At 37.4% G+C, this 13,050-nt stretch carries 9 protein-coding genes; 8 read left to right on the top strand and 1 reads right to left on the bottom strand.

From position 1 onward, the window contains the following. The first annotated feature begins 23 nt into the window (after positions 1-23). Genes CA834_RS07750 through CA834_RS07735 form a run of 4 tightly spaced genes read left to right on the top strand, consistent with a single transcriptional unit; the run spans position 24 to position 7,135 of the window. A complete protein-coding gene (locus CA834_RS07750; RefSeq protein ID WP_094968114.1) occupies positions 24-1,904 on the top strand; it encodes an alpha-amylase family glycosyl hydrolase in 1,881 nt (626 codons plus the stop codon). Then, positions 1,905-3,314, top strand: coding sequence for an alpha-amylase family glycosyl hydrolase (locus CA834_RS07745; RefSeq protein ID WP_094968113.1), 1,410 nt, complete (start codon positions 1,905-1,907; stop codon positions 3,312-3,314). 19 nt (positions 3,315-3,333) lie between these two features. After that, positions 3,334-5,010, top strand: a complete 1,677-nt coding sequence (locus CA834_RS07740; RefSeq protein ID WP_094968112.1) for an alpha-amylase family glycosyl hydrolase — start codon at positions 3,334-3,336, stop codon at positions 5,008-5,010. 1 nt (position 5,011) lies between these two features. Continuing rightward, entirely contained in the window at positions 5,012-7,135 is a 2,124-nt protein-coding gene (locus tag CA834_RS07735; RefSeq protein ID WP_094968111.1) for a glycoside hydrolase family 97 protein, read from the top strand. A gap of 9 nt (positions 7,136-7,144) precedes the next feature. Here the strand turns inward: CA834_RS07735 and CA834_RS07730 are convergent, their stop codons facing one another. Then, a complete protein-coding gene (locus tag CA834_RS07730; RefSeq protein WP_094968110.1) occupies positions 7,145-7,756 on the bottom strand; it encodes an HD domain-containing protein in 612 nt (203 codons plus the stop codon). Positions 7,757-7,882: 126 nt separating this feature from the next. Here CA834_RS07730 and CA834_RS07725 point away from each other — a divergent pair, with 126 nt between their 5' ends. From CA834_RS07725 to CA834_RS07710, 4 genes are all read left to right on the top strand, one after another. Then, entirely contained in the window at positions 7,883-9,442 is a 1,560-nt protein-coding gene (locus CA834_RS07725) for a protein adenylyltransferase SelO (RefSeq protein ID WP_094968109.1), read from the top strand. Positions 9,443-9,559: 117 nt separating this feature from the next. Further along, positions 9,560-10,783, top strand: a complete 1,224-nt coding sequence (locus CA834_RS07720; RefSeq protein ID WP_094968108.1) for a bifunctional alpha/beta hydrolase/OsmC family protein — start codon at positions 9,560-9,562, stop codon at positions 10,781-10,783. 14 nt (positions 10,784-10,797) lie between these two features. Continuing rightward, complete coding sequence (gene egtB / locus CA834_RS07715; RefSeq protein WP_094968169.1) at positions 10,798-11,952, top strand: ergothioneine biosynthesis protein EgtB; 1,155 nt, start codon at positions 10,798-10,800, stop codon at positions 11,950-11,952. Beyond that, positions 11,953-12,894 carry an L-histidine N(alpha)-methyltransferase gene (locus tag CA834_RS07710; protein ID WP_094968107.1) on the top strand — a complete coding sequence of 314 codons (942 nt, stop codon included), beginning with the start codon at positions 11,953-11,955 and terminating at the stop codon, positions 12,892-12,894. It begins immediately after the preceding gene. The last annotated feature ends 156 nt before the right edge of the window (positions 12,895-13,050 follow it).

Genomic DNA, 13,050 nt, shown 5'->3' with positions numbered 1-13,050 from the left:
CGAAGCCTAAAGGAAATAAAAACATGGAAAAACAATACATACTCATCGTTGCAGTGGCACTATTCACAATAATAGCCTGCAAAAACGAAACTAAAACAGCGCCTCAACCACAAGAAATAAAATCAGAAATGAAGAAAAAAGAAGTCGTCTATCAAGTTTTTACGAGATTATTCGGAAACACAAATACCACTAATAAACCTTGGGGAACACTTGAGGAAAATGGTGTAGGGAAGTTCAATGATTTCACGGATAAGGCACTTTCAGAAATTAAAGATTTAGGAGTCACACACATTTGGTACACAGGCGTGCCACATCACGATGTTATTACCGATTACACCAAATATGACATTTCCAACGATGATCCAGATATCGTTAAAGGACGTGCTGGTTCGCCATATGCGGTTAAGGATTATTATAATGTGAATCCAGATTTAGCTGTAAATGTTGAAAACAGATTACAAGAATTTGAAGCCTTAATTAAGCGTTCGCATAAGGCAGGTTTAAAAGTCATAATAGATATTGTTCCAAATCATGTGGCACGTAATTACCAAAGTTTAACCAACCCTGATGGGACTACTGATTTTGGTGCGGAAGACGATACATCTGTGACTTATGACGTCAATAATAATTTCTACTACAATCCGGGAGAGGTCTTTGAGGTGCCTGAATGGAAAAACGGCTACCAGCCGTTAGGAGGTGAAAATCATCCAATGGCAGATGGTAAGTTTGAAGAAATTCCAGCAAAATGGACAGGCAATGGTTCACGCGCGTCACGTCCAGATATGAACGATTGGTATGAAACGGTAAAAGTCAATTATGGTGTGAGTCCCGATGGCAGAAAAGAATTCGACGATTTACCAGAAGGTTTTGATAATGAAGATTATACAAAACACTATGCTTTTTGGAAAGACAAATCCGTACCAAGTTCCTGGAAAAAATTCAAGGATATTGCCTTGTATTGGACGGGCAAAGGGGTTGATGGATTCCGTTACGATATGGCAGAAATGGTGCCTGTTGAGTTTTGGAGTTATATGAACGCGCACATTAAAATGGAAAATCCCAAGGCCTTTTTAATGGCTGAGGTTTATAATCCAAGTTTGTATAGAGATTATATCAGAAAAGGGAAAATGGATTATTTATACGACAAAGTTCAACTATACGACACCTTAAAACACGTAATGCAAGGGTACGGCAGTACGAATAATATTCCACCGATTTTTGATAATCTGTCAGATATAGAACACCATATGCTTCACTTTTTAGAAAATCACGACGAGCAGCGTATTGCCAGTCCAGATTTTGCTGGTGATGCCCTAAAGGGAAAACCAGCGATGGTGGTGTCTGCCACATCAACAACAGCACCAACCATGATATATTTCGGACAGGAATTCGGTGAGCCAGGTGCAGAAGACTTAGGCTTTGGTGACCCTACCCGAACATCGATTTTCGACTATGGGTCTGTGCCAAGTATGGTGCGTTGGGTAAACGATAAAAAGTTTGACGGCGGACAATCGACTGAAGAAGAACTAGAACTTCGTGATTTTTATAAACGCTTGTTGAATTTCACCATTAATAGTTCAGCCTTGATGGGCGGCTATGAGGATATTCAATTATATAACCATCAAAATACGGAATGGTATAATGATAAAGTCTTGTCCTTTGTGCGTTGGAGCGATGACGAAAAATTGATTATTATTTCAAACTTTAATACAGAGAACACCTATGGTTTTGAGTTACAATTGCCAGAAGACCTCGTTCAAAAATGGAATTTAGACGATGGCGACTATAAAGTTGAAGACCAATTGTATAATGCATATAGCTCAACTTTAAAAGTTGAAAACGGAAAGGCAAAGGTTCGTGTTGATATCAATCCCTTGGAATCTTTCATTCTAAAAATTAAGTAAATGATTAAAAAATTAACCCTTCTCATACTTATAATCTCATGTTTTTGGTCTTGTTCAAATGAGGACAAGACTGCACAAAACGAGACTAAAACTATAAATGACGATATGTTAAGTCAATATCAGCCACAAGATTATGTAAAACTAACACATCCTGAATGGAGTAAAAACGCCGCAATTTATCAATTAAACACGAGGCAGTTTTCTGAAAAAGGCACATTTAAAGCAGCGCAAACACAGTTACCACGCCTTAAAGATTTAGGCATAGATATAATTTGGCTCATGCCGATTCACGCTATTGGAGAAAAGAACAGAAAAGGAACCTTAGGAAGCCCCTATTCTGTTAAAGATTATTACAGTGTGAATCCCGAATTTGGAACGCTTCAAGATTTAAAAGATTTCGTGAATGAAGCGCACAACCATGGCATGTATGTCATTTTAGATTGGGTAGCGAATCATACGGCTTGGGATAATGTGTTGGTTGACAAAAATCCAGATTGGTACGATAGGGATTATAAGGGTGATTTTCGTCCTACACCATGGTGGGATTGGTCAGATATTATAGACCTGGATTACAATAAGCCTGAAGTGAGAAAATACATGACCGAAGCTTTAACGTATTGGGTTAAGGAAGTCGATATCGATGGGTATCGTTGTGATGTGGCAGGTTTTGTGCCAGTCGAATTCTGGAACAATGTCAGAAAAAAACTAGATGCTGTAAAACCTGTGTTTATGCTCGCTGAATGGGAATCAAGAGATTTGCATGCCAAAGCTTTTGACTTGACTTATGCGTGGAGTTGGAATGAAACGATGCACAAAATATGTATGGGTCAGAAGGATGTCAATGGATTATATGTGTACTACTCCTGGAATGAAAGTGCATTTCCTAAAAACAGCATGCAGATGACTTTTGTGAGTAACCACGATATGAATTCTTGGGAAGGTACTATGTACGAGCAGTTTGGTGAGGGCCTTGAAGCCGCAATAGTGTTGTCTGTAGTTGGTGAAGGTATGCCTTTAATATATAATGGTCAGGAAGCCGGAAACGCAAAGCGACTTGAGTTTTTCGAGAAAGATGCTATTCAATGGAAACAAGACCCTATTGGAGACCTCTACAAAAATCTCATTACTTTAATGAAAAAGAATACAGCTTTATGGCATGCAAAATGGGGCGCAACGATGGTTAAGGTCCCAAATAATTTTGAAAGTGAAGTTCTGAGTTTTGTGCGCAAGAATGAAAAGGATAAAGTATTTGCCGTATTTAATTTTTCAGATGGGTCTAAATCTATTGAGTTTAAAGAAAGATTACATCACGGTGACTATAAAGATTTCACAACAGAAACACAGATGTCTTTTGATGATACTTCAACTTTAGAGTTAGCACCTTGGAGCTATAAAGTGTTTATCCAATAAAAAACGAATCAGATTGAAGATGAAAAAATTAGTCCTATTAATAGCTTTAAGTTTTATGATTTTGAATTGTAAAAATCAATCCAATACAGACGTTAAAAATCCTGAAATACCAAAAGAAGTCAACACCCACTTTCTATGGGAAGCTGCGAATATTTATTTTTTATTGACCGACAGGTTTAATAATGGCGATTCCTCAAATGATGTCAATTTTGGGAGGGATAAGAAAGCAGGGAAACTCCGCGGTTTTGAAGGTGGTGACATAAAAGGTGTCACCAAAAAAGTGAAGGAAGGTTACTTTACCGATTTAGGTATTAATGCTATTTGGATGACGCCAATCGTTGAACAAATTCACGGTGCAACAGATGAGGGAACGGGATTAACCTATGGGTATCATGGGTATTGGGCCAAAGACTGGACACGAATAGATCCAAATTATGGCACCAAAGAAGACTTACATGAGTTGGTAAAAGAAGCACATGCAAGAGGTATCAGAATTATTTTGGACGCAGTTATTAACCATACAGGCCCAGTAACTGAAAAAGACCCGGTTTGGCCGGAGAGCTGGGTACGCACAGATAAGCAATGCAGTTATGATAATTATGAAAATACGGTAAGTTGTACATTGGTGGCGAATCTCCCAGATATTAGGACAGAAAGTAACGAAAACGTAAATCTACCACCTCAACTAGTTGAAAAATGGAAAGCCGAAGGACGTTATGAGCAAGAAGTAAAAGAGCTTGATGATTTTTTTAAACGTACTGGCCATCCCAGAGCACCACGTTTTTATATTATGAAGTGGTTAACGGATTATATTACAGAATTTGGTGTTGATGGTTACCGATGCGATACAGTCAAACATACTGAGCCCTATGTCTGGGAAGAGTTTAAAACAGAATGTGATTATGCCTTTACAGAATATAAGAAAACCAATCCTGAGAAAGTCCTAGATAATAATGATTTTTATTTGGTAGGTGAAGTTTACAATTACGGTGTGAGTGGCGGAAAATATTTTGATTTTGGCGATAAAAAAGTGAACTATTATGATAATATGTTTAGTAGTCAAATCAACTTTGAATTTAAATGGAACTCTAAGGAGTTTGGCTACGAAGACCTTTTCAAAAGATATATTGATATTTTACATGGCGATTTAAAAGCGTTTGGGGTATTGAATTATTTGAGTTCTCATGATGACGGAAGTCCTTTTGATACCCAACGAAAAAAACCATTTGAAGCTGCTAATAAGCTACTTCTGTCCCCAGGAACATCCCAAATTTATTATGGGGATGAGTCTTCAAGGTCATTATCGGTACCTGCAACAAATGGTGATGCTGCCTTAAGATCGTTTATGAATTGGGATTCCATTGCCAAGCGGTCTAGGACAAAAGAAGTACTTTCCCATTGGCAAAAATTAGGACGGTTTAGAGCTGAGCATCCAGCCATTGGTGCAGGTATACATCAAATGATAACGGCACAACCCTATTATTTTTATAGAAGTTATCAAAAAGGGGATTATAAAGACTTGGTGCTTGTCGGTTTAGATGTTCATAAGGGTGGAAAATCAATTGACGTATCCAAGCTTTTTAAGGAAGGTGATACGCTACACGATGCGTACTCGGGAAAGACATCTCAGGTAAAAAATGGTCGTGTAATCATTGATTCAGAATTTGACATAGTACTTCTAGAAAAAAAAGAGTGATATGAGAAAAAGTCTAATCATAATTAGTTTTTTGGGTTTACTTGCATGCACCCAAGAAAAAAGTCAGGTGACAGAGACTTCATCTCCTAACTCAAATATTAGTGTAAAATTCGATGTTACCTCAAACGGGAAGCCATTTTATTACACTCAGTTCAATAACAAAGCCATTATTGACACCTCTTATTTGGGATTTGAGTTTATTAATTCAGGGAAGTTTCTAGAAAATTTCAAAATTGTAAATTCCACAACGAAAACAGTTAACGAAATTTGGCAAATGCCCTGGGGAGAGCAATTGGATGTCGTCAACCATTACAACGAATTAAAAATTGAACTACAAGAAACCACAAGCTTAAAACGAAAGCTCAATATCGTGTTTAAGCTCTATGATGATGGTATGGGGTTTCGCTACGAAATACCAGAACAAGAAGGATGGAATGAAGTTTTAATCAAGGATGAGCATACGGAATTCAATCTTACCGAAGATTATAAAACCTTTTGGATTCCTGGTGATTGGGATATTTATGAACATTTATATAGCACCACAAAACTCTCAGAAATCAACGCTAAATCTTATATACCCAAAACCAATTTAGCTCAGAGTTATATTCCAGAAAATGCAGTTAATACACCAGTGACCATGGTAAGTGAAGATGGTGTTCATTTAAGTTTTCATGAAGCGGCCTTAGTAGACTATTCGGGAATGACATTAAAAGTAGATACCGAAAATTTAATTCTTAAAAGCAATTTGGTTGGTTCCGATAACACCGACTACAAAGTGAAACGCAGCTTACCTTTCCATACCCCTTGGCGAACCATTCAGATTACAGATAACGCGCCAGACTTAATTGAATCTAATCTTATAGTTAACTTGAACGAACCAAATCAACTCGGCGATGTTCCTTGGTTTACACCGATGAAATATACAGGAGTTTGGTGGGAGATGCATCTCGGGAAATCGTCATGGGATTACGGTATGGAATTGGTTGATGGTGCATGGAAAGATACAGGGAAAGCCCATGGTAAGCATGGAGCCACAACAGAGAATGTAAAACAGTTTATTGATTTTTCAGCTATAAATAATATTGGTGGTGTTTTGGTAGAAGGTTGGAATACAGGATGGGAACGTTGGATAGGTTTTGAAGATCGTGAAGGGGTTTTTGATTTTGTAACCCCTTATCCCGATTATGATTTAGATGAGGTGACGCGTTATGCCGAGGAAAAAGGGGTGCAAATTATTATGCATCATGAGACTTCAGCTGCCACTAAGACTTACGAAAAACAGCAAGATACAGCCTATGCCCTAATGCAGCACTATGGTATGCATGCTGTAAAATCAGGTTATGTAGGCAAGATATTACCAAAAGGGGAGTACCATCACGGGCAATACATGGTGAATCAATACAATAATGCCGCGATTAAAGCCGCCAAATATAAAGTTGCGGTAAATGCACATGAGCCTATTAAAGCCACAGGTCTAAGACGAACCTATCCCAATATTATTTCTCGAGAAGGTCTGCGAGGACAAGAGTTTAATGCTTGGGCAGAGGATGGAGGAAACCCACCAGAGCATTTGCCTATTGTAGCCTTTACACGAATGTTAGCTGGGCCTATTGATTTTACGCCTGGGATTTTTAATATCAAGTTTGATGAGTACAAGCCAAATAATCAGGTTAATACCACTATAGCACAGCAATTAGCGCTCTATGTGGTTATTTACAGTCCCATACAAATGACAGCCGATTTGGTGGAGCATTATGAGGCCAATCCAGAACCGCTTCAATTTATAAAGGATGTTGGGGTAGATTGGGAAGAAACTAAAGTCTTGAACGGTGAAATCGGCGATTATGTAACCATTGCAAGAAAGGAACGCGATAGTGGCAATTGGTTTATTGGAGGTATCACAGACGAGAATTCTAGGAATTTGGATTTGGTCTTTGATTTTTTGGAGGTAGATGAGTTGTATCAAGGTACGATTTACAGAGATGGAGAAAATGCCCATTGGGACAATAATCCACTGGATTTAACGATTGAAAACATAGAATTGACTAATAATTCAAAATTTTCAGTGAAGCTTGCCGAGGGTGGTGGATTTGCCATGAGTATTAAAAAGAAAACAAAATTCTAACTGAGTACCCTACTCTTTGTGTTTTTCCTGGATTTTTTCCAGGCTTTTCAGAAGTTTAGCTAAATTTTCATCCTTTTGCCTTTGCCATTTTTTGATAGCTAGTTCTGACATATACGAATGATGGTTTAAAAAATCGATATTTTCTTTTAACCAATCCTCTTCAGACATTTTCATTCCTGCAGTTAACTCCCATTCTTTTCTCAACAATGAAGTGTAATAATCATAATTCTTGCTTGAAAGATGGGCTGAATCGGCATCTCTTATATAACCTTCAACCTTAGTCTTTGGTTCATAGTCTATTTTTGTAGCTAAAATCATCTTGGAAATGGCCTGTATGTCCTTCTCAGCGATTTGCTTTTCTTTTAAAAATGACGTGGCAATCCTTGCACTTTCCGCTTCGTGACCGTCAATAGTTTTTCCAAAGCCAGTATCATGAAACCATGCAGCCATTAAAAGTTGTTCCTTTTCTTTTTTACTGAGATCAGTTTCCTCAATAATTTCCTTTAGGTTACTAACCACACGTTGTGTATGGGCTAAATTGTGATAAACAAAGGACGGATTGAGATGGTTGTTTAAATAGGAAGTTACAAATGCTTCTGCGTCTTCAATAAGGTGTTCCATAGAATTACTCAAAGTGCTAAATTAATAATAATTTGTCATCTGTCTCAAAGGCTATTTGTAACTTCGTAATGATTGGTTTTTGTATTTTACAAGCAAGGCCAATATGTTCTTGAACAAAACAATTAGATGATTTTAAGTATTTCCGATACCTTCAACAAAGAGCTTCCATCAGATTCGCATACTGAAAACACGAGAAGACAAGTGTTTGAGGCAGCCTTTTCTTATGTAATGCCAAAGGTTCCTTCAAGTCCAAAGCTAATTCACGCCTCCAAGGACATGGCTTTGAACCTAGGTTTATTACAAGAGGATATAAGCTCTGATACCTTCCTCAAGGTCTTTTCAGGAGCAACAATTTATCCTAAAACCAAACCTTATGCCATGGCTTATGCCGGACATCAATTCGGTAATTGGGCCGGTCAGTTAGGAGATGGTCGAGCCATAAACTTATTTGAAGTTAAACACAAAAATGAACGTTGGGCGCTTCAACTTAAAGGTGCGGGAGAAACACCTTATTCTAGGCAAGGTGATGGCTTGGCGGTTTTAAGGTCATCAATTAGAGAGTATCTGTGCAGTGAAGCTATGTTTCATTTAGGTATTCCAACCACAAGGGCATTGAGTTTAATCTTAACCGGGGATGAGGTGTTAAGGGATATGCTTTATGATGGCAATGCTGACTACGAGAAGGGGGCTATTGTATGCAGGGTCGCACCTACGTTTATTCGATTTGGTAATTTTGAGTTATTTGCGGCAAGACAGGATAATAAGAATCTCAAAACCTTGGTAGATTATACTCTAAAATATGTCTTTCCTGAATTAGGCAAGCCTTCAAAAGATGCTTATATAAGGTTTTTTAAAGAAGTCACTAACCGAACATTGGATATGATTGTCCATTGGCAACGTGTTGGTTTTGTCCATGGGGTAATGAATACAGATAACATGTCTATACTTGGGTTAACGATTGATTACGGCCCCTATGGCTGGTTAGAAGGGTTTGATTTTGGCTGGACCCCGAACACCACAGACAGACAACATAAAAGGTATCGCTTTGGTAACCAACCTAATATAGCATTATGGAACCTGCTTCAGTTGGCAAATGCCTTATATCCGTTAGTAGGGGAAGCCCAGCCCTTTGAAGATATTCTTCATCAATACCAAGTAGATTTTACCCAGAAATCCCTGAATATGATGCGCTCCAAGTTAGGGCTTCAATTGCAGCTAGAGGGTGATGAGAAGTTAATTAAGAATCTAGAGGATTGTCTTTTGTTATCTGAAACGGATATGACTATATTTTTTCGATTACTGGGGGCATATAGGAAAGACAATGATAATTCGATTGCCGTTGTTGAAAATGCCTTTTATAAGCCTAAAGACATTCAAGGAGCATTTTTAGACCAATGGAAAGGATGGTTTAAAGCTTACGACCAAAGACTACAAAAAGAACATCTTACGGACCTAGAACGACAATTGAACATGAACCTGGTCAATCCAAAATATGTTCTGAGAAATTATATGGCCCAATTAGCTATTGATAAAGCTGATAAAGAGGATTACAGTTTAATAACAGAACTATATGATATCTTGAAAAAACCCTACAGCGAGCAACCGAAACATGAAAAATGGTTCGCGAAAAGACCAGAGTGGGCAAGACATAAAGTTGGTTGTTCCATGCTGTCTTGTAGCTCATAACTATGAAAGCTGTTAAGAATATTAAAATTAAATGATGAACATAAGGTCTTCAATCGAAGTAGGTTAAGGCCTAAGAGAAAGGCTAGCTAGGTAGAAAAATGCAAAAATTGAGAACTAATGAAAAGGACAAAACTGAAAATTACTAATCGTAAAGGCATAGAACTTAATGCCCAACTGGAACTTCCAGCCAATCAAAAACCTAATGAATATGCCATCTTTGCGCATTGCTTCACATGTAGTAGCAGCTTAAATGCCGTACGTTATATCAGTAGAGCACTAACTCAAGATGGTTTTGCAGTGGTTAGATTTGATTTTACAGGTCTTGGCAAGAGCGAAGGAGATTTTGCCGACAGTCATTTTTCTGCAAATGTTGAAGATTTAATTGATGTGCACGAGTATATGACCCAAAACTTTAAGGCACCTGCCTTATTGGTAGGCCATTCACTTGGTGGAGCCGCAGTTTTGGTTGCTGCCTCAAAATTAGAAGCTATTAAAGCTGTGGCAACCGTTGGCGCTCCCTCTAAAGTGTCTCATGTAAAACACCTCTTTTCGCACCAAATAGAAGATATTCCACAAAAAGGGGAGGTTGAGGTAAATATTGGAGGTCGGCCTTTTGTCATTAACCAAGATTTTATTTCAGAATTTAATAAGACCAATTTACCAGAAATTGTCAAAGGATTGCGTACACCCTTACTTATAATGCATTCGCCATTAGACCAAATAGTAGACATTGAAAATGCCAAAGAACTGTACCTCAATGCCAATCATCCTAAAAGTTTTATTTCTTTGGATAATGCAGACCATTTATTGGTTCAAGAAAAAGACAGTCATTATGTAGGGGATGTTATTGGGACATGGGCCAAACGTTATTTCCCTATTTCGGAAAATGAAATGCTGACGACCGAAGGAGAGCAATTAGTCGGACATTTAAATGTAATTGAAGATAATTTTACAACTACGATTCAAACGCGACATCACAGTTTTATGGCAGACGAGCCTGCCTCTAGCGGAGGTGATAATTTTGGACCATCTCCTTATGAATATCTCAATGCTGCCCTTGCAGCTTGTACGGCAATGACCTTGAAAATGTATGCTGAGCGTAAGCAATGGGATTTAAAGGAAGTATTTGTATACGTGTCGCACTCAAGAAAGCATAGTGAAGACCTGAAACTGGATGTTGATAAACCCAAATATTTAGATCATATCAATAAAAAAATAAAATTTCTTGGTAACTTAGATGGTCAGCAAAAAGAAAAATTAAGAGATATTGCCTCGCGCTGTCCGGTACAAAAAACCATAGCTAACGAGGTCATTTTTGAAACAGAATTATTAGAGAATTAGGCGTGCAAATTCAATTGAGCAAATTCACAACTAAAGAACGATTTTTAGAGGTTAGATACCGAACAGAAACTATTTGTAAGTCCCTTGAACCTGAAGATGTTTCTGCCCAACCTGTTGTGTTTGTATCGCCGCCTAAGTGGCATTTAGCGCACACAACATGGTTTTTTGAGCAGTTTGTACTTTCAGTTTTCAATAAAGGCTACCAGGTTTACCATCCAGATTATGCATATTACTTTAATAGCTATTACAACAATATAGGAACACGGGTTGTGCGGGCTGATCGTGGTTTAATGACTAGGCCAACGCTTCAGGAGGTTCTTAGCTACAGGAGTTATGTCAACAAACACATGGCTGAATTTTTGAAGAAAGAACAACCTAAAAAGATTGCTGATATTATTGAAATTGGCCTGCAGCACGAGCAACAGCATCAAGAACTATTGATTTACGACATTAAATATATTTTTGGCACCCAACCTTCATTTCCTGAACTGGATTTCCAAATTGGATTAATTTCTGAATATGCAGCACAGACCTTTATTACGATTCCTGAGGGTATTTATCAAATTGGTTATGAAGGAGAGGGCTTTTGTTGGGATAACGAATTAGGACAACACAAAGTGTACCTTAACGAATTTCAAATCTCAAATAGACTGGTCACAAATTCAGAATATATAGAGTTTATGGAATCTGGCGGTTATAAGGATTTTAACCTATGGCATGCTGACGGTTGGGATTTTATTCAGAAAAATAATATTGAAGCACCTTTATATTGGTTTAAGATTGATGGTGAATGGTTGCATTATACTTTAAACGGCCTAAAGAAAATTGAAAAAGCCTTACCTGTATCCCATATTAGTTTTTACGAGGCCTTTGCCTTCTCACAATGGAAGGGCATGCGATTACCTACTGAGTTTGAATGGGAGGTGAGTTCTAGGAAGTTTAAACACGGACAATTGTGGGAATGGACCAATAGTGCATATTTACCTTACCCTAACTTTAAAACAACAGACGGTGCCCTTGGAGAGTACAATGGAAAATTCATGGTAAACCAAATGGTACTTAGAGGAGGCTCAATTGCCTCGCCACCAAACCATCTTAGACCAACTTATAGAAACTTTTTTCAACCTGAATTACGCTGGCTTTTTTCAGGAATTAGACTTGTAAAATAAATGATGAATTCTTTTGCAGAAGACGTTCACGCTGGATTGTCTTCCGATAATAAATATCTACCCTCTAAGTATCTTTACGATGCCAATGGAAGTCGCATTTTTCAGGAAATAATGAATATGCCTGAATATTATCTAACTGACGCCGAGTTTGAGATTCTGTCCATGCAAACAAAACAAATTCATAATTCGCTTCATTTTTCTGAGCCATTCAATATTATTGAATTAGGCGCTGGTGATGGCTTTAAGACATTCAAGCTTCTCGAGTATTTGGTCCATAATAAGGTTGATTTTAATTATGTGCCTATCGATATCTCAAAAGGAGCTATGGACTTACTGAGTAAAACTCTAAAAAAGAGATTGCCAGGTTTAAAAATAAAACCAAAGGTTGGCGATTATTTTGAGATATTGAAAGTTAATAAGGAAAGTCAATATCCGAGCTTGTTATTGTTTCTTGGCTCTAATATTGGTAACTATTCAAAAGAAAAAGCCATATCACTTTTGGAATTATTTCATCGTAATATGAAATCTGGCGATAAACTATTAATTGGTTTCGATTTAAAGAAAAATCCTATTACTATTCATAAGGCCTATTTCGATTCTTACGGTATAACAAAACGTTTTAATCTTAACCTTCTCATTAGAATTAATAGGGAATTAGAAGCAGATTTTAAAATAGATGATTATGATTTCTACTGCCATTATAATCCAATCACGGGCCAATTAAAAAGCTACATTGTTAGCTTAAGAGCGCAAACTGTTAATATTAAGGCATTAAATAGCGCCTTTCATTTTGGATATAACGAACTCATATGGACAGAGCTGTCAAAAAAATATGATCTATACGAAATAGATCAATTAGCTAAAGAGACGGGTTTCGAATTAAACACCAACTTATTGGATTGCAAACATCTTTTTAGTGATAGTTTGTGGGAAAAGAAATGAGAGTGAGATAGAAAAAATCATAACGTTTTTTTAGGCTTATTATTTTTCATTTTTAAACTTTGGTAAGGGGTAAACCGCTACTATAGTGATCTTTAATTCATCTATACTTGACATGTATCCTGATAATTTTGCTTAGAGCTTAGATTTTGGATAATG

The organism is Winogradskyella aurantia, from assembly GCF_002266855.1.
In the GTDB taxonomy this organism is placed as follows: Bacteria; Bacteroidota; Bacteroidia; order Flavobacteriales; family Flavobacteriaceae; genus Winogradskyella; species Winogradskyella aurantia.
Note: the sequence above shows the minus strand (reverse complement) of the source record. Positions and strands in the feature narration are given on the sequence as shown.

Bases quoted from the DNA above. Each gene is read 5' to 3' on its own strand.
- CA834_RS07745 (WP_094968113.1), top strand. From the start codon at position 1,905: ATGATTAAAAAATTAACCCTTCTCATACTTATAATCTCATGTTTTTGG.
- CA834_RS07750 (WP_094968114.1), top strand. From the start codon at position 24: ATGGAAAAACAATACATACTCATCGTTGCAGTGGCACTATTCACAATA.
- CA834_RS07725 (WP_094968109.1), top strand. From the start codon at position 7,883: ATGATTTTAAGTATTTCCGATACCTTCAACAAAGAGCTTCCATCAGAT.
- CA834_RS07735 (WP_094968111.1), top strand. From the start codon at position 5,012: ATGAGAAAAAGTCTAATCATAATTAGTTTTTTGGGTTTACTTGCATGC.
- CA834_RS07730 (WP_094968110.1), bottom strand. From the start codon at position 7,756: ATGGAACACCTTATTGAAGACGCAGAAGCATTTGTAACTTCCTATTTA.
- CA834_RS07710 (WP_094968107.1), top strand. From the start codon at position 11,953: ATGATGAATTCTTTTGCAGAAGACGTTCACGCTGGATTGTCTTCCGAT.
- CA834_RS07720 (WP_094968108.1), top strand. From the start codon at position 9,560: ATGAAAAGGACAAAACTGAAAATTACTAATCGTAAAGGCATAGAACTT.
- CA834_RS07740 (WP_094968112.1), top strand. From the start codon at position 3,334: ATGAAAAAATTAGTCCTATTAATAGCTTTAAGTTTTATGATTTTGAAT.